Here is a 17,564-nt window from a genome sequence, read left to right on the forward strand (position 1 = left end):
CGCCGCCGTCGACGATGAAGATCCCGCAGGGGCAAAACAGCTGCTTCTGAAGCTCCACCAAAACCGGCTCAATCTCTATGAGCGGGCGCTCGTGTTCCGGATGCTCGCCCACGTTGCTTCTGGCGCGAACGAACCGGAAGCGGCAATCGGGTATTTCGAACGTTTCCTCGACCAGGAGATGCTTCCGATCAGGGACGAGGCGCGCGCGCGCTTCCAAATCGCACAGCTCTACGCGTCAATGCAGCAGTGGCAGCTCACGATCGACAGTTTGAAGGAATGTTTTCGCTACTTCGAGGAGCCGGATCCCCTCGGCTTCTACTTGATGGGGATCGCTTACTACCAACAGGGCAACTTCGAAGACGCAATCTTTCAGACGAAACTGTCCGTCGAACGCGCGAGAGAACCGAAGGAACCATGGCTGAGGCTGCTCGCGGCGCTCTACTCCGAAACGCAAGACTTTGGCAATGCGACGCCCGTGCTCGAGGAACTCATTCTCCGCTTCCCCAAGAAGCAGTACTGGGTGCAGCTTTCGTTGCTCTACGGTGCGCGCGAAAACTACCGCCGGGCACTCTCGGTGCAGCAGGTCGCCTACGTCCAGGGCTTCCTCGACAACGACAAAGAAATCCGGCGGTTGGCGCTTTCATACCTCTATCACGATCTCCCCTATCCGGCTGCAAGAGTTTTAGAAAAGGCACTTGCCGACGGTACGGTCACGCGGGATCCGAAATCCTACGAGCTGCTCGCCAATAGCTGGATTGCCGCGCGCGAGTACGAGCGCTCCCTTGAGCCATTGCGCCTGGCCGCCGACCTCTCCGAGGATGGGAACCTTTACGTGCGTCTCGGACAGGTACACATGCAGCGCGAAGCCTGGTCGGAAGCGGCTGCACTCCTCACTCAGGCGGTCGCGAAGGGCAGCCTCGACAATCCGGGCAATGCCGACCTCTTGCTCGGAATCGCCTACTACAACGACGCCAGCCTCCAAAGCGCCCGTTCTTCATTCGGACGCGCTCGCAAGTACGACGCAACTCGTGCCGAAGCGGATCGATGGATCACCCACATCGACAGCGAGACCACCAACGCTGAAGGCTAGCAGCGCAATATGCAGCCTTGCTGATCGACCCGCCCCGTGTTCCGATTCGGGTTTTCTCAACGCTGGTTCGCCGGAGGACGCTATCTTGTTGGGGTTGCTCGGTGATCGGCTTGGAGAAGTTGCATGATCCGCTTTTTGGTCACGTTCGGAGTTCTCAATTGGATCTGCAATTGGGAGCCCTTCATCGTGAATGTACGAGAGCCGTATTGCAAGATTCTTGCGCAATCGTTGGCTGCGATGTATTCGCTGACGAGTTTGAACCCCGAGTTCAAAGGCGGCTCGCTCTATGTAGGTTTCGGGCACGGCTTCCTCGTCATTACCGAGTGTGACGGTCTGGTTCTGCTCGTTCTCTTCGTCGCCGGGGTCTCGGCCATCCCACTACAGCGAACCCTTCGGCCGTACGTCTGGGCCGGTGGATTCCTCGCGCTACTCGTCGTCATCAACTGGTTTCGCCTGGTGTTGCTCTCTCTGACCAGCTTTTACCGGCCGGAATACTTCGACTTGATGCACAACTACGGAACCCAGGGCGCATTGATCCTGATCGTGGTGCTGTCCTTTCTGGCGTGGCTCTCGCTGGTGGACTCGGGACAGGGCAATGAAGACACTGCGGCGGAACAAGAACTGAATTCTCCTGCCTGATGGATATCTACTCGACCAGCATACTGATCAGCGTCCTGGTCTACCTCGCGGTGGGCAACTACGCGGGGCGTAAGGTCAAGCATCTCGAGGACTACTTCGTCGTCGGGCGCCAGGCGCCGACGCTCCTGATCGTCGGCACGCTGGTGGCGAGCGTGCTCAGCACCAACGCGTTCTTGGGGGAAACCGGGTTTTCGTATGCGACCCAGGGAGGTGCATACATCCTCTGGCCTGCGATCTGGGTGTCGGGATACGTCTACGGTGCGCTCTTCTTTGGTCGCTATCTCCGCCGCAGTCGAGCGCTTACGGTCGCCGAATTTTTTGGGCACCGATTCGACAGCAAGTCCGTCCAGGCGGCCGCGGGGGTGACGATCGTGCTCGGTCTGGGGGGCTACCTGCTGGCCGTAACCCAGGGCACGGCGATCATTCTCTCGCAATTGACCCCACTCAACTATGAGCAGGGCCTCGTCGTATCCTGGCTCAGCTACACGCTCTTCACCCTCTACTCCGGGTCTCACGGGGTCATTATCACCGACACGTTGATGTTTTTGCTCTTCACCGTGATGAGTTTCGTCGCCCTTTACTACATCGTCGATGTCCATGGCGGATGGCTTGCGACCATGGACGGTCTGGTCAAACTTGAAAGCAAGCCCGAACTCATGACCTGGCACGGTGTGGTCGGGCCCGGGACGGAGTGGGAAACGCCAGCCGACTACGCGATCTGGTCGGTCATCACCGGGATCGCCTGGAGTCTCGTGACCGCGGTCAGTCCCTGGCAATCGAGCCGCTACTTGATGGCCAAGAGCGAACACGTCGTGATCCGCTCGGCGTGCATCGCTGCCATTGCCGTAGCGGTGAGCAACGTGGCTCTCTACGCGGCCGCGACGGCAGTCAATCTGAGCAAGGCGGATATTTTCCCCCACGAACAAACCATGATCTGGGCCGCGAAGAACATGATGCCGCCCATCATGGGTGCCTTGCTGCTCGCCGGCGTGATGGCGGCGGCGCTGTCGTCGGCGACGACCTTCCTGTCATTGGTCGGCTTCAGTGCCAGCAACGACGTGTTTCCCAGGGACAAGGGGGATGACGCGCAGAAGTTACGCTTCAGTCGACAGATCATGCTGCTCGTTGGCGCCGTCGCGCTGATGATCAGCTTCTCCATGCCCCCGGATCTCTTCTGGCTGACCTACTATGTCGGCACCGTATTCGCCTCGTCCTGGGGCCCCGTTGCCTTCATGAGCATCTGGAGCGACACCATAACAGCACGCGCGGCCTTCTGGGGAATCATCAGCGGATTTGCGGGCAATGTCATTCCCCGCCTGCTCGACTCCAGGGGCTTTATCGATCTCCCTTCCTACATGAATCCAATCTTGCTGGGCGGGTTGATCAGCCTGGGCGTTGTGCTCTGGATATCACGGCTAGGTAAAGTAAGTGATACGGAACGAGCTCGCAGACTCGCACTTCACGAACTCCCCAGCGAGGAACGCGACGCCAAGCAGGCAAAGAAAACCCAACGGATCGCGATCGCCGTGGCGCTGTTTGGTGCGTGCACGTCGGCAGTGATGATCGTCTACTACGTCCACCCTTACCAAACAGCCACTGGAACCCTGCGCGCGGGCGGACTGTTGGACTGGTTCACGGCCGAAACCATGCTGGCGCTGGCCTGGGCCGCGATCTATGTGCCCTTGGGAATCGCCGCCTACAAGATGATCGGTCGCTCCTATCGCGAGAAGGGCGCGCGAGAAGGGCGCGAGAGAAGGACACGCGAGTAGGGCGCGCGAGTCGAGAGTTGTCATCAACCCGTTTTCTTCTCAGCTTCCGGAGCCCGGCTCGCGCCGCGCGCGCATTGATTGCAGGTTGGCCATGCGCTCCTGCATCCGCGCATCGTCGGGGTTGAGTTCGAGGGCTCGTTGCAGGGAAGCGATGGCTCGGGAGAGTTGTCCCATTCGGACACGCGCCATTGCGAGCGCAAAGTGACTGGACTCATGGTCGGGGCGTAAGTCGAGCGCGCGTTCGAAGCGGGGAGCCGCCTCGGCGAATCGCTCGAGCCGCATGAGCGAGATCCCCAGGGTGTAGTGCGTGTCCGCGCTGCCCGGGGCCAGGCGCTGGGCTTCGCTTGCGAGCGCGTGACCAACCTCCAACTCGTCGCGTCCCAGGGCGAGCAAGGCGCGCTGGGTCAGGTGCATCGAGAGCTGGGCGCGAGCCGGGCCGTACTCCGGCAATTCTTCCAGCACGACGCGCATCCGCTCACTCGCTCGCGCGAGCGCTTGGCTGAGCGTCCGCGGCGAAGTGGCATCTGGACCGGGACCGAGCTTGGCTTCCAGGGTATGTGACTTCGCATTTCGGTAGCGGTTGAGCTCGGCTCGCAGCGCCTCGAGCGACGCGAAGTGGCCCGACCAGTTCGTAATCAGCGCTTCCGGCGTCTGGCGAATGCGGTCGACGCTGCGGATGTTGGTCAGCATGTCGTCCGAACCCACGTGCAGCGGGCTCGAGTATTCCAGGTAGAGATTGTCGTCGGTGTTGATCACTGCGTCCGCCGCGTAGGCCCGCACCGCGACGGAGTCCAGGGCGAACTCGGAGAGGAAAGCCAGAGGCGTCTCGAGACCGATGAGGGAGAGCTGGCGCTTGACCCCTTCCTGCTCCAGCCGGCGTGTCAATTGAGCCAGGTCCACCTGCAAGGGCATGCGGCTCCCGATCAGTATGACGTCGTAGGAAGCCTGCCACAATGTGGTGTAAGGAAAGGCTTTGGCAAAGCTCGCCACCACCGAGCGGAAGTCCTCCCGGGACAACCCGTACGCGGGGAGCCATTGGCACATCACACCGCCCTCGCGCAGGTGCGTGCCCGCCATGCGGAAGTACTCCTCCGTATAGAGATAGGACGCCCCCGCGGCCCAGGGATGGATCGGATCGGCCGTGATGACGTCGAAGGTGTCGGGGGAGGTCTTCAGAAAGTTCCGGCCGTCCTGAATCACGATCTCGAGACGTGGATCTTCGAGCACGGATCCGTTCGCGTGCGCGAAGTGAGCGGCAGCCCCCACGACGGCGCGTTCGATCTCCACGAGCTTCAGGGTTTCGATTTCCTCGTGAGCGGCCACGGCGCCCAGGGTGATGCCTGCCCCGAGACCCACGACGAGGACTGCCTTGGGTGCTGGATGCAGGAGAACGGGTAGATGACCGAGCAGCAGCTCGTGCTGCATGTCGGGCAGTGTGTCGGTTGCCACCGCCTTACCGCTCACGACGAGGGTGCGATTTCCGCGCCGTTCGAGCACCGACACCGTCGAGCCGCGCCCCTCGCGGTAGTAGAGGAGCCTCAAGCCCGCGGTCTGGCGACTCAGGTCGACCTTGCCGCTGTCGCCCACGTAGTTGTGCAGGGCGTTGCTCTGGAAGGCGCCGAGATAGGAGAGGTCCCAGGGCTCCACGGCTGCGGGAAGCACTAGCGCCCCGCAGACCGAGCCGAGCGTCGCGACCGCCACCCAGTGTCGGCGCGCGGGCCGCCACGTCGCCGCTGCCGCACCCAGCACCACCGCGCCATAGGCGAGGCTGATGGCCGCGGCCAGGACCATCGACCGCTGCAATCCGAGCAGGGGAATCAGGACGAAGCCCGCAGCCAGAGAACCGCTGATGGCGCCCAGGGTATTCAATCCCAAGGTGTCGCCCACGGATCGACCAAAGCCATCGCTCAAACGGGCACGGGCCTCACCCGCGAGGGGAAACGCCATGCCCATGAAGATCGTCGGCACCAACATCACCACAAAACTGAGCAGCAGCGTCGTGCCGCCGCGCACCCGCGCGAGGTCGTCGTAGAGGAACACGTTGAGCCGAACCATGAGTTCCGGCAACGCGGGAATGGCGTAGCTTGCCCCGAAGCTCGTGAGCCCGATCAGTACGAGTGCCGCGCCCAACTGCACGCTCTCTGGAATGCGACGCAGAGGAAAGACCGCGTGCAGCCAGCTACCGAGCCAGATTCCGACGAGGAAGGCGGCCAGCATGACCGCGAAGCTGTAGGTCGTGCTGCCGACAGCGGTGGCGATTGCGCGCGTCCAGAGCACCTCGAGGGCCAGTGCGCACATCCCGCTCACGGCCGTCCCAAAGAAGGCGAGCCGGGTCGGCCACAACCAGCCGGGCTCCAGGCGCACCTTCGCATCGTACGGGCCCGGATCCTCGTCTGCGGCGACCTCCGTCTCGCGACCCGCGCGAATCGGAAGCCTCCGGTCCATTGCGAAGGCCAGTGCCGCCACGCCGACGTTCACGGCCACGGCCAGGAGTTGAGTACGAGACACGCCGAGCACGGGAATCAGGACGAAGGCCGAGAGCAGAGTGCCCGTGACGGCACCCAGGGTATTCAAGCCATAGAGCCACGCCATGCGGTCGCTCATCTCGTCGTGACTCGACACCATGAGCTGCGTGAGCGTGGGCAACGTCGCGCCCATGAAGAAGGTGGGGACGACCAGGGCCGCAAAGGCCAGGGCCAGGCGCAGCAGATTGAGCTCCGGCGTCACACCCCCCGCCTCCAGCGCGGCGGTCACGTAGAGGCCGTCGACGCCTCGCAGCAGAGTCGGCAGCACCAGGGCAAAGGCCGCCACTCCGAGTTCGAGTCCAGCGTATACGGCGAGCGGTCGTCGCAGTCCCCCGGCGAGACGACCGAGACAGAAGCCGCCAAGGGCGAGCCCCGCCATGAACGAGGCGAGCACGATGCTCGTGGCCTCGAAGCTGGCGCCGAACACGAGCGACAGGTCGCGCACCCACGTGACCTGATAGACCAACGCAGTGCCACCGGACAACAGAAACAACAAATAGATGAGCCGACGAATCCCAAACGGCATCGCGACCTGCCCCGGGTCGGAATAATTTTCGGACAATTGCGAACTAATTGTCGTTTCCCTCGTTATCGTACGTCCTGAAAGCCGGGCTTGAAGTACTTCTATGTCCTTGGCTCTTTGCCCTGAAACAAATTAACTCCGTTACATGCTTCATTGCCAATTGATTGAACAAGCTTTTTAAATTGTCCAATTCCATGAAGAACGCACACCGTCGGCTTGCAGCCTGGGCCATCGCGGGGCTGGGGCTCAGCTTGATTATCCTGCCCTGGCCGGGTGCAGTCGGCCTGGCGAGCGCCGACGCATACACCTCACAAGAGTTGGTCGTCACCGGAGTCAGAGTTCCTCGCACCGCCGCCCTGGTGCCCGCTTCCATCACGATCGTGACTGGGAACGAGATCGAAGTCTCGCAGTCAGTCAGCGATCAGTTGCGCTCGGTCTCGGGGCTCCATCTACAACAGAACGGAGCGCGCGGCGGAAACGCCGCGCTCTATTTGCGCGGCCTCGATCCCAACCACGTTCTGGTCCTGGTCGATGGAATCCGTTTGAATGATCCCAACAATACCCACGGCGGCTCTTTCGATCCCACGACACTGGCAAGCCTCAATATCGATCGAATCGAGATCGTGCGCGGCCCCCTTTCTGCGACCTACGGCTCCGACGCGCTGGCAGGGGCGATCAACATCATCACTCGACGCGCCGCTCCCGAAGACGCCCTCTCCTTCTCCGTCGATGCAAGAGGAGGTCGCTTCAGTACAGGTCACGTTCATGGCCGGGCGAGTGCCGGTGTCGGCTGGGCGGGTCTGTCGCTGGCTGGGGGATACGAGACGACTGACGATCCCTACTCGGACGGCGGCTATCGCGGGGGCAACCTGAAGGCGAGCCTGGACTCGAACCTGCCGGGGGGGATCGATGTCCGCGCCGACTTGCGTTTCTCGTCTGCCGAGGCAAAGGCGTATCCCGATGCCAGCGGCGGGCCCGAGTTGGCGGTGATCCGCGCGCTCGAAACGCGCGACACAATACAGTTGTCGACGGGATTTACAGCCAACAGACAGGCTACAGACTGGCTGGAGGTCGATTTGCGGTTGGCGTATTTCCTCAGCCGGGAAGATGTGGATTCACCCGGAGTCGCAGAGAGCTTTGCGGGCAGCATGAACGGGGTTCCTCCGACGCAATCATCGAGCACCCTCAACCGCACCAAACTCAGTGTCCTCGGCACCGCCACGCCGATCCCGGCGTTGCGGCTCACGACGGGCACCGACATCGAGTGGGAAGACGGCAAGAGCCAGACCGCGTATGACTTTGGTGGCCCAGATCCAGTGGCGGCTGGTTTTGCGCTCGACCGGCATGTGGCCGGCTGGTTTTTCGAGGGTAGCTACGACTTCGATTGGGGCCTCGCACTCAGCGGAAGCGTGCGCGGCGACTTTCCCGAAAAATACCGCGCCGAATGGAGCCCGCATCTGGGCGCAACCTTGTTGCTGCCCCGGACACCCGTGACTCTCTATGGGAGCTGGGGAGAGGGGTTCAAGCTTCCGAGCTTTTTCGCGCTCGGCAATGGACTGGTGGGAAATTCGGGGCTCGATCCCGAGCGCAGTCGCGGTTGGGAGGTGGGGGCGCGGGGCAGTTTCTTCGACGACGGCTTGTTCACCCGCATCACGTACTTCGATCTCGAGGTCAAGAACCTGATCGACTTCGATCCGGCGACGTTCCTATTGGTGAATCGCGACCGACTGCGGTCGCGAGGTGTCGAAGCTGAGATCGACGTTGCCGCAATGAATCGCCTCCGCTTCGGAGGCAGCGCCACCTTCAACTTCACCGAACTCGTCGGCAGTCCGGTCGACCTCCGGAATCGCCCCCGTTGGCGGGGCGAATTGCACGTTTCCGCGCAACCGATCGCGAGTCTGGAGATTGGAGTTCGCGCGCTCTTCGTCGGCAGTGTGAAGGCGACCTCCAATCCCACCGGCTTCGCCGCGACCTCTCTCGATGAGTGGCAGCGAATCGACTTCACCGCGGCCTGGACGCCGCGCGAGCGGATCCGGATCTATCTCGCCATCGAGAACCTGCTGGACGCCAACTACCGCGAGGCTGTGGGATTCCCGGCCGTCGGCATCTATCCGCGGGCGGGTGCGGAACTGACCTTCTGATCGTTGGCTTCGTCCCAATTTTTCCCGTCGAAGTGTTCGATCTCGAAACGTCTACATCAGCGCCTAGAAGGCGGGGGGACATTCGCCTCAAGCCGAAGCCGCTAACGCCGAGTGACGGCGCCGCGAATTCGCTCGACCGCCTCGTCGTGGCTGAAATTGCCGCATTCGACGCGAACGTCAGCCCAGCGCTCATAGAGGGGACAGCGCTCTGCGTAGAGGCTCTCGAGATCCTGCCCCGGGCCGTAAACAACACCTCGGGCATCCAGATCCCCCAATCGCTCTTCGAGAACCGGGAGTGGCACGTCCAGATAGACGATCTGGGAAATTTGTTTCAAGTGCTCCATGGCCCTCTCGCAGTACACGACGCTTCCGCCGGTTGCAATCACGTAGTTGGAGCATTTGAGAGACAGCACGCAGCGCTCTTCGATGTGGCGGAATTCCTCGGTGCCCCGCGTCTCGATGATTTCCGGCAGCGAGAGCCCCTCCGACTCCTGAATCAGGAGATCGACGTCCAGGAAGCCGTGCGTTCCGCGCTTTGCCAGCAGAACGCCCAGGGTGCTCTTGCCGGCGCCGGGCATGCCGATCAGCGCGATGTTGTTTACCAGCGAGATCATGAGGAAATCATAGCGACAATCACTCCCAGGAGACGCGGCGACAGGGTCAGTCGCGGTCGTCAGGTCTGCGTCGGCTGGCCGGCACCCTGCATGACGGATTCCGCTTCTGATTTGTCAGACGAAGGTTTGCCCGCGAAGTTGAAGACGTTGAGATCGATGATGACGAAGGCCACGATCCACAGATAGGCGTCCCAGGAATCGATGAAGGCACCGTAGAAAGACCAGAGAATCGCATCGCAGAGCAGCGTCGAATAAAGCACACCCTTCGAGGCCTTGATGACGATCAGCGACGTTCGGCCGAGGGTTCCCCTTTCCTGAAGAATGACTTCGATTTCGAACAGCAAGACTACGAGTAGCCAGGCGGCCGCGTTGGCGACGTCGATCCAGGAAAGATTGATCGAGGCGGCCAGGGGTTCGGCGGCGGAGACGGCCTTGTCGGACGAATGTTGAAATACCTCTCCTTCGGAAATAGTGACGCAGTTGGTCTCGTTGAGCGGGAGATAGCGCGCCTCCATACTTACGTAGGCAAAATCTTGATCCACCAGTTCACAGACAGTTTCCGAGGGGATGGGGTGGAAATCTTGGAAACTCGTAAGCGCCATGATGTATCCATAGAAGGCGTAAACGAGGATCGGGTAGCAGAGGGCGACGCCGCCTTTGAACAACCACTTCAGCTTGCCTTCTGTCTGATTTTTACTCAGGAAGTCGGTTTCGAACTCGAAAAGCACGATCAGGACCATCCAGGCGACGTAGTCGATCGTGACCGCGAAGGTCTCTAAAATATCGCCCAGAGTCGCGTCGGCTCCGAGGTAGCGGTACGCGTCGAGGTCTTCACCCAGGTAGTAGAATAGATTGAAGGTGAACAGCCCGAAGAGGACGTACTTGAATATTCGAAACAACGTGTAACCGGACATCAGCGCCTTTGGATTGCTTTAGCTTGCTTTAGCTTGCTTTAGCTTGCTTTAGCTTGTTTGATCTCGGTCGAGATCTAAATTTTGACGATCAGCTTGCCTCAGCGCGAATTTCCCGGGCGCCGGCCGTCACGATAGCGCGAATGGGCCGAACCGCAGCGAAGATCCGTAATTACGATCGAGCGCGCTCTGACTTGCAGGCAATTTTCTCCGATTCGGACGAACGGATCGGATGCAACTTGCATCTCGACTGCTAGTGCACAAGCCAGCTCGACGGGCGCGCCTATCAGAACTCATCCAGAGGGAGTTGGGGAAGAGATGGCGGCTGTCTGAGTCTACTCAGTTTCGAGAATGCGCCGCACGTGTTCGAGTAGCGTCATCGGCTCGAAGGGTTTGTGGAGAAACGCATCGAGCCCTTTGTCGATGAAGTACTGCGCGGCGCGCTCCTCCGAATAACCGCTGACGAGGATGATGTGTGCGTCGGGTCGAATCCGGCGAATCTGGTCGAAGGCCCCTTCGCCGCCGATGTTGGGCATCGTGCGATCGAGAACCACGATCCGAATATCATCCGGCTGACGTCTGAACACCTCCACGGCCTCACGTCCGTCGTGGCAGCACAACACCGTCATGCCGGCGCGCTCGAGGGTATCTTTCATCAAGTCGCGCACACCGGCATCGTCGTCCGCCACCAGCACGATTCCGTGGCCCCGCCAGTCTTCGGTCGGATAATTCTCCAGCACTCCCGGAAGCTCGCGATTTCCGGCACTCGGAAGCAGAACGCGAAAACGCGTGCCGCGATTCAGCACGCTATCAAGCTCGATTGCGCCACCGTGGCTGCGCACAATGCCGAGAACCGCGGCGAGACCGAGCCCACGTCCAGTGAATTTCGTCGTGAAAAACGGATCAAAAATTTTCGACTGGAGCCGTTCGTCCATTCCACATCCATCGTCGATGACCTCGAGATAGACGTAGCTGCCCGGAAGCAGCGTATCGGACCCGACGATAAACTTGCTTTCGACGTTGTCGACGTCGACCAGTCCGGTGCGAAGCACGATCGGTCCGGCGCCTTCCTGGATGGCCTCGGTGGCATTGATGATGAGATTCATCACGACCTGCGAGAGCTGGGAGGCATCCGCCTGCACGGTGGGAAGACCGTCCGCCAGATCGAAGACGAGTTCGGCCTTTCCCGAGACCGCTCCCTCCAGCAACTGTGCAGTCTCTTCCACAAATTTTGAGATGTCGAGAAACTCGGTCACCGCCTGGCCCTGGCCCGAGTAGGTGAGCATCTGATTGGTGAGCGCCGCCGCGCGATGGGCCGCCTTCTGGATGCGCTGAAGCCGGGAGCGCAAGGGTGAATCTTCCGACAAGTCGAACAGACCCAGGCTCGCCTCACCGAGAATCGGCGTCAGCAAATTATTGAAGTCGTGCGCGATCCCGCCCGCCAGCACCCCCAGGCTCTCCAGGCGTTGGGCCTCCTTCATCTGCTCAGCCATTCTTTGTCTGGCCTCTTCCGCCTCCACCTGCTCGGAGATGTCTTGATTGACTTCCAATATGCAGATTTGACCGCTGGCGCTCAAATAGGACGTGCCGATCACTTTTACCCAGGCCCATCTCCCATCCTTGCACTGAGCACGAAACAGATCGTAGTGAACCGTGTCACCCACCTGTTTGATGCTTTGGAGTTGATCCACATAGCGATCGCGATCATCGGGGTGGATGAGATTGAAGTAGTCCTGAATCTGCGTGCCGAGCAACTCTTTGGGCTTGAAGCCGAACACGGTTTCCATCGCCGAATTCGCAAATATCATCGTCCCCGTATCGTCGGTGACGGTGATGGCATCCCGACTGATCTCGGTGACGATGCGATAGCGCTCTTCGCTCTCGAGAAGCGCCAAGGTGTCGGGCTCGCTGTCTCGCTTTGCGGCGACGGCGCGCATGGCTTCGAGTTCGGCGATGAGTTCCGCCTTGGTTTTCTGATCGTCGCGACGCAAGCTGCCTTCCTCTTTTTCCGGACTCAATGGGAACTCGACATACTAGAGTAGAAAGAGAAGAGCCTGACTGCATCCATCAGGTCAGGTATCGGGGTGGGGGATGAAAAATAAGGAACCCGAAGGGGGGCTACTTCCCCCACTATTGATCGGAACAACTCAATCGGATCAAGTACGGGAAGTTTTGGCCGCGAATCTGCGATCGATCGTTAAGTAGCGACAAGTCAAACGGCTCGAAATTGCAGCCAATTTGTCCCGCTCAGAAAAGGTCCGTCGGGCCATTCCTCGCGCGGTGCGATCGCGCGCTCACGACGCTGTCAGCATTCGATGACATTGACGGCCAGACCGCCGCGCGAGGTTTCCTTGTACTTGGTTTTCATGTCGCGGCCCGTGTCGCGCATGGTTTTGATTACCTTGTCCAGCGAGACAAAATGCGAACCGTCGCCGCGCATTGCCAACCGCGAAGCGTTGATCGCTTTCACCGCGCCCATTGCGTTGCGCTCGATGCATGGAACCTGCACAAGCCCGCCGACGGGATCGCAGGTCAACCCGAGATTGTGTTCCATCCCGATCTCGGCGGCGTTTTCGACCTGAGCCGGGGTACCTCCGAGTACGCTGGTAAGGGCCCCCGCTGCCATCGAACAGGCCGACCCGACCTCGCCCTGACAGCCGACTTCAGCGCCGCTGATCGAGGCGTTTTCCTTGTACAAAATGCCGATCGCCCCGGCGGTCAGCAAAAATTGGATAATGCCATCGTCGTCCGCACCGTTGCAGAATTTCAAATAGTACTGGAGCACCGCTGGAATGATGCCGGCGGCGCCGTTGGTCGGGGCGGTCACCACTCGTCCGCCCGACGCGTTCTCTTCGTTGACGGCCAGCGCATACAAGTTGACCCAGTCCATCGCTCCCAGAGACTGTCCATCGCTGATCACTTCACAGCGTAGTTGCCTGTACAAACCCGCCGCGCGGCGTTTGACTTTCATACCGCCGGGCAAAATACCCTCGCGCTGACAACCGCGTTCGATACACGCTGTCATCACAGACCAGATCCGCAACAGGCCTTCACGGACTTCTTTCTCACTGCGCCACGTCTTTTCGTTTTCCATCATCAGGGTGCCGACGGAAAAACCGTTATCGCGGCATTGCTCGAGCATTTTGTCGCCGGTAGTAAATGGATACGGGAGAGCGGTGTCGTCTTCCTGGATGCGATCCACGCCGATTGCGTCTTCGTTGACCACGAATCCGCCGCCGACTGAGTAGTAGAGCTTGCTGCGAAGCTCCTCGCCACTGGCATCACATGCGGCAAATCGCATCGCATTGCTGTGATGCGGCAGCGATTTGCGTCGATGCATGGTCAAATGATCTCGCTCGACGAAATCGATTTCGTGTTCGCCCAGGACGTTGATTTTGCCCTGTTCACGAATTCGCGCGAGTCGCGCATCGACTAGATCGGTATCGGTCTCTTCCGGCGTCTCGCCTTCGAGGCCGAGCAGGATGGCTTTGTCGCTGCCGTGACCTTTGCCGGTCGCCCCAAGTGAGCCAAAAAGTTCGACGCGGATGGTGGCGGTCTTCTCCAGCAGACCGTCGTCACGCAAACCACTGGCAAAGGTCAGCGCGGCGCGCATGGGTCCAACCGTGTGCGAACTCGACGGGCCAATCCCGATGCTGAAGAGATCAAATACGCTTATTGTCATGACACACCACCTGTCCTTCCAATCACACTATTCACTCTATAACGCTGCGAAGCCACGCCCTTGCGGTCCTCTGCGCGCCCCGTCACTCATCCTACGCCATGCTTGGAGAGAACATCAGTCCGTGCGGCGAACGAGGCGGGAGAGTACAGCAAGATCGTCGGCAACTGACAGGCAAAGGTACTTAACAGCCGGGGCGGCTTAACACTTGGGGGCACGGGTCGGTCGAGGGACGTACCTCGAGCGGGATCTCCGCTTCCGGTCCCGGGGACGCCCTGCGGGCAATTTTCTGGGGATCGACAGCCGGATTTTTGAAACGAGTCAAAATTCCGTATGTTCTGAAGCCGCCCGATCCCGGCCCCCACATGCCGGGGCTGATCGCCGGGGCGTGCACCCCGGGCCGCGAGCAGGAGCGGCCGGAAAATCAAATCGACCTGGACCTCGCGGGCGAAAGGAATGAGCGCATGATGCTGGAAGGATTGCGGCTGATGGCCGTAGGCATGTTTACGGTTTTTGCGTTCCTGACCCTCCTCGTTGGGCTGATGCATCTGTCGGCGGTCTTCTTCGAGGCGAACGCCCATCGATTCGCCGAGGACGAGCCGGTGAGCGCCACCTCGACGCGAGCGAATCACGACGATGAAATCGCCCTTGCGATCGCGCTCGCCGAGGCAATGCGACAGGGGCGAATCGTTTAGGATGGCCAAGAGACTCGTCAATGTAATGAACACTTCGTTTCGCGACGGCTTCCAATCCGTTTACGGAGCGCGCGTCAAGACCGCAGACTTCCTGCCGGCGGTCGAAGCTTCCATCGAAGCGGGTTTTACGCATTTCGAAGCGGGCGGCGGTGCTCGCTACCAGTCGCTCTATCTGTACTGCCAGGAAGACGCCTTCGACATGATGGACGCCTTCCGCGCGACAACCGGGGCGAGTGCGAACCTGCAAACTCTCTCGCGCGGCGTGAACGTGGTCGGTCTCGACTCGCAAAGTTCCGACGTCATCGATCTGCATGCCAAGCTGTTCAAGAAGCACGGCATGACCACGATCCGCAACTTTGATGCACTGAACGACGTTCGGAATCTCCTGTACTCGGGCCGTTGCATCAGCGAAGCGGGCCTCAAGCACGAAGTCGTAATCACCCTGATGGAACTCCCGCCGGACTGCTCGGGCGCCCACACGCCCGAGTTCTACATGGAGACCCTCGAGAACATCCTCGACGAAGGCGTGCCCTTCGATTCGATCTGCTTCAAAGACGCGTCGGGAACCGCGGTTCCGTCGAAGGTCTACGAGACGATCAAGCTGGCGCGAAAGCGACTCGGCAACGACGTCCACATCCGGCTCCACACCCACGAAACCGCGGGCGTCTCCGTCGCCGCCTACAAAGCAGCACTCGACGCCGGCGCAGATGGGATCGATCTCGCAATGGCCCCGGTTTCGGGAGGCACGAGCCAGCCCGACTTCATCGTGATGTGGCATGCGCTGCGCGGGTCCGACTACGTGCTCGGCAACGACACGGACGAGATCGACGTCGAAAAAGTCGTCGATGCGGAAGCCTGCTTCAAGGAATGCATGAAGGATTACTTCGTGCCCCCGGAAGCGACTGCCGTTGAACCCCTGATTCCCTTCTCACCGATGCCAGGCGGCGCGCTCACCGCCAACACCCAGATGATGCGCGACGCCGGAACTCTCGATCAGTTCCCCGCCGTGATCCAGGCCATGAGTGAGGTCGTTCGCAAGGGTGGCTTCGGTTCCTCGGTGACCCCGGTCAGCCAATTCTACTTCCAGCAGGCCTACAACAACGTCGTACTGGGTCCCTGGAAGCGGATCGCGGATGGCTACGGGAAGATGGTGCTCGGCTACTTCGGCAAGACGCCGGTTCCCGCGGATGACGACATCGTCAAGCTCGCAGCCGAACAACTCGGCCTCGAGCCGACCACGCGCAACCCTCGCGACATCAACGACGAAGATCCCAACAAGGGCATCGACGTCGCCAAGAAGCTTCTATCCGAGAAGAACATCGAGATCACGGACGAGTCGATCTTCATCGCCTGCTCGCTCAAGGCCAAGGGAATCGCCTTCCTCGAAGGCAATCGCCCGGACGGCGTGCGCAAGATCGACACGAGCAGCGGCGCGGGCCGTGCCAGCGGTAAGGGCGGTGCGAACGCCTACACGGTCGAAATCAACAGCCGGAAATACGAAGTCTCGTTCGAAGGCAGCTCGGGTTCTGGCAAGGCCACCGTCAACGGGAAGAGCGCCGACTACTCGATCTCCGAATCAACCCGGGGACGCGAAGGCGCTTCGGCCGCGACTGGCGCCGGCGAACTCGTCGCTGCAGAGCTGGTCGCACAGGTTCTGCGGCTGGTGGCGTCGGTGGGCGACCAAGTCGCCGAGGGCGATGTGCTGCTCGTGCTCGAAGCCCTCAAGATGGAAATCGAGGTACGGGCGCCCTGCGCCGGAACCGTTACCGCCATCCTCGTCTCGGGTGACCAGAACGTGGCGGTCGGTGACGCGCTGGTGGAGATCGCCCCTTGACCGAGCTCACCGAGCTCTGGCAAGCGACAGGGATCGCAAACTTCACCTCGCTTGGACAAGTTGCGATGTTCCCGGTCTGTCTGCTGCTCCTCTATCTGGGGATCAGCCGCAAATTCGAACCGTTGCTGCTCGTGCCGATCGGGTTTGGAGGACTGCTCGCGAACATCCCCGTCGCGGGAATTGCGGATCCGACCGGATTCCTCGGGATCATCTACCACGCGGGCGTCAGCAACGGGCTCTTTCCCCTGCTAATTTTCATGGGCGTCGGCGCGATGACGGACTTCGGTCCGCTGCTCGCCCACCCGAAGACGGCGCTGCTCGGCGCCGCGGCGCAGTTCGGGATCTTCACGACGATCATCGGCGCTCTCGCGCTCTCCAACACCTTCGACTTCATCGATTTCGACATGGCCGACGCGGCGGCGATCGGCATCATCGGCGGCGCCGACGGCCCAACGGCGATCTTTCTCGCCAGTCGCCTGGCACCCGATCTGTTGGGTGCGATCGCGGTTGCTGCCTATTCGTACATGGCGCTCGTGCCGATCATCCAACCGCCGATCATGCGACTCCTCACGACCGAGGCTGAACGCCAGATCAAGATGGAGCAGCTGCGCCCGGTGAAAAAGATCGAGCGAATCATGTTCCCGATCACCGTCCTGATCACCTGCGCTCTGCTGGTCCCCGATGCGACGCCGCTGGTCGGCGCGCTGATGTTCGGCAATTTGTTGAGTGAGTCGGGCGTCGTTGATCGCCTGGCGGGGGCAGCCAGGAACGAACTGATCAACATTGTCACGATCCTGCTCGGCCTCGCGGTGGGCAGCAAGCTCGCCGCCGACCAGTTCCTGAACCCCGAGACCCTCGGCATCCTCTGCCTCGGCCTGATCGCCTTTGCGATCGGCACCGCCTCGGGTGTGCTCCTCGCCAAGTTGATGAACCTGGTGAGCAAGACCCCGATCAATCCGCTGATTGGAGCCGCCGGCGTCAGTGCAGTGCCGATGTCCGCGCGCGTGGTCCACAAGGTCGGACTCGAGAGCAACCCGCAAAACTTTCTGCTCATGCACGCGATGGGGCCAAACGTGGCAGGCGTACTCGGCTCGGCGGTCGCGGCGGGTGTGCTGTTGGCGCTGACGAAGTAGCGCGTCACTGC

Annotated in this window: 12 protein-coding genes; 7 read left to right on the plus strand and 5 right to left on the minus strand. The window is 60.9% G+C overall.

Annotation, left to right across the window (positions count from 1 at the left end):
- The 3 genes from IH881_13665 to IH881_13675 form a co-directional block, all read left to right on the plus strand.
- Positions 1-1,090: hypothetical protein (locus tag IH881_13665; GenBank protein MCH7868737.1), on the plus strand; the 1,090-nt coding region annotated here is incomplete at its 5' end.
- Positions 1,091-1,213: 123 nt separating this feature from the next.
- On the plus strand, positions 1,214-1,729 hold the full coding sequence (locus tag IH881_13670; GenBank protein MCH7868738.1) for a hypothetical protein: 516 nt from the start codon (positions 1,214-1,216) through the stop codon (positions 1,727-1,729).
- Complete coding sequence (locus IH881_13675; protein MCH7868739.1) at positions 1,729-3,498, plus strand: sodium:solute symporter family protein; 1,770 nt, start codon at positions 1,729-1,731, stop codon at positions 3,496-3,498. Before IH881_13670 ends, IH881_13675 begins: the two co-directional genes overlap by 1 nt.
- A gap of 39 nt (positions 3,499-3,537) precedes the next feature.
- Here the strand turns inward: IH881_13675 and IH881_13680 are convergent, their stop codons facing one another.
- Complete coding sequence (locus tag IH881_13680; GenBank protein MCH7868740.1) at positions 3,538-6,549, minus strand: fused MFS/spermidine synthase; 3,012 nt, start codon at positions 6,547-6,549, stop codon at positions 3,538-3,540.
- A gap of 191 nt (positions 6,550-6,740) precedes the next feature.
- On the opposite strand from IH881_13680, the gene IH881_13685 reads away from it, so the two are divergent.
- Positions 6,741-8,687 carry a TonB-dependent receptor gene (locus IH881_13685; protein MCH7868741.1) on the plus strand — a complete coding sequence of 649 codons (1,947 nt, stop codon included), beginning with the start codon at positions 6,741-6,743 and terminating at the stop codon, positions 8,685-8,687.
- Between the two features lie 101 nt (positions 8,688-8,788).
- Here IH881_13685 and IH881_13690 read toward each other — a convergent pair whose 3' ends face one another.
- From IH881_13690 to IH881_13705, 4 genes are all read right to left on the minus strand, one after another.
- The gene (locus IH881_13690; protein ID MCH7868742.1) at positions 8,789-9,301 is read right to left on the minus strand and encodes a shikimate kinase; all 513 of its coding nucleotides are present in this window, start codon (positions 9,299-9,301) and stop codon (positions 8,789-8,791) included.
- A 59-nt stretch (positions 9,302-9,360) separates the two neighbouring features.
- Positions 9,361-10,215, minus strand: coding sequence for a hypothetical protein (locus IH881_13695; protein MCH7868743.1), 855 nt, complete (start codon positions 10,213-10,215; stop codon positions 9,361-9,363).
- A gap of 332 nt (positions 10,216-10,547) precedes the next feature.
- Positions 10,548-12,230: a PAS domain S-box protein gene (locus tag IH881_13700; GenBank protein ID MCH7868744.1), complete on the minus strand. Its 1,683-nt coding sequence runs from the start codon at positions 12,228-12,230 to the stop codon at positions 10,548-10,550.
- Positions 12,231-12,517: 287 nt separating this feature from the next.
- Positions 12,518-13,894: an L-serine ammonia-lyase gene (locus tag IH881_13705; protein ID MCH7868745.1), complete on the minus strand. Its 1,377-nt coding sequence runs from the start codon at positions 13,892-13,894 to the stop codon at positions 12,518-12,520.
- Positions 13,895-14,256: 362 nt separating this feature from the next.
- Here IH881_13705 and IH881_13710 point away from each other — a divergent pair, with 362 nt between their 5' ends.
- The 3 genes from IH881_13710 (at position 14,257) to IH881_13720 (ending at position 17,553) form a co-directional block, all read left to right on the plus strand.
- Positions 14,257-14,586 (plus strand): OadG family protein, encoded by a 330-nt coding sequence (locus IH881_13710; GenBank protein ID MCH7868746.1) that lies wholly within the window; start codon positions 14,257-14,259, stop codon positions 14,584-14,586.
- A gap of 1 nt (position 14,587) precedes the next feature.
- Positions 14,588-16,420 carry a biotin attachment protein gene (locus tag IH881_13715; GenBank protein ID MCH7868747.1) on the plus strand — a complete coding sequence of 611 codons (1,833 nt, stop codon included), beginning with the start codon at positions 14,588-14,590 and terminating at the stop codon, positions 16,418-16,420.
- A gap of 65 nt (positions 16,421-16,485) precedes the next feature.
- Positions 16,486-17,553, plus strand: a complete 1,068-nt coding sequence (locus IH881_13720; GenBank protein MCH7868748.1) for a sodium ion-translocating decarboxylase subunit beta — start codon at positions 16,486-16,488, stop codon at positions 17,551-17,553.
- The last annotated feature ends 11 nt before the right edge of the window (positions 17,554-17,564 follow it).

Source organism: Myxococcales bacterium (assembly GCA_022563535.1).
Lineage (GTDB): Bacteria > Myxococcota_A > UBA9160 > UBA9160 > UBA4427 > DUBZ01.

What these genes read in the sequence shown, in the direction of transcription:
- IH881_13670 (MCH7868738.1), top strand. Translation starts at nt 1,214, where the DNA reads ATGATCCGCTTTTTGGTCACGTTCGGAGTTCTCAATTGGATCTGCAAT.
- IH881_13675 (MCH7868739.1), top strand. Translation starts at nt 1,729, where the DNA reads ATGGATATCTACTCGACCAGCATACTGATCAGCGTCCTGGTCTACCTC.
- IH881_13680 (MCH7868740.1), bottom strand. Translation starts at nt 6,549, where the DNA reads ATGCCGTTTGGGATTCGTCGGCTCATCTATTTGTTGTTTCTGTTGTCC.
- IH881_13685 (MCH7868741.1), top strand. Translation starts at nt 6,741, where the DNA reads ATGAAGAACGCACACCGTCGGCTTGCAGCCTGGGCCATCGCGGGGCTG.
- IH881_13690 (MCH7868742.1), bottom strand. Translation starts at nt 9,301, where the DNA reads ATGATCTCGCTGGTAAACAACATCGCGCTGATCGGCATGCCCGGCGCC.
- IH881_13695 (MCH7868743.1), bottom strand. Translation starts at nt 10,215, where the DNA reads ATGTCCGGTTACACGTTGTTTCGAATATTCAAGTACGTCCTCTTCGGG.
- IH881_13705 (MCH7868745.1), bottom strand. Translation starts at nt 13,894, where the DNA reads ATGACAATAAGCGTATTTGATCTCTTCAGCATCGGGATTGGCCCGTCG.
- IH881_13710 (MCH7868746.1), top strand. Translation starts at nt 14,257, where the DNA reads ATGCCGGGGCTGATCGCCGGGGCGTGCACCCCGGGCCGCGAGCAGGAG.
- IH881_13715 (MCH7868747.1), top strand. Translation starts at nt 14,588, where the DNA reads ATGGCCAAGAGACTCGTCAATGTAATGAACACTTCGTTTCGCGACGGC.
- IH881_13720 (MCH7868748.1), top strand. Translation starts at nt 16,486, where the DNA reads ATGTTCCCGGTCTGTCTGCTGCTCCTCTATCTGGGGATCAGCCGCAAA.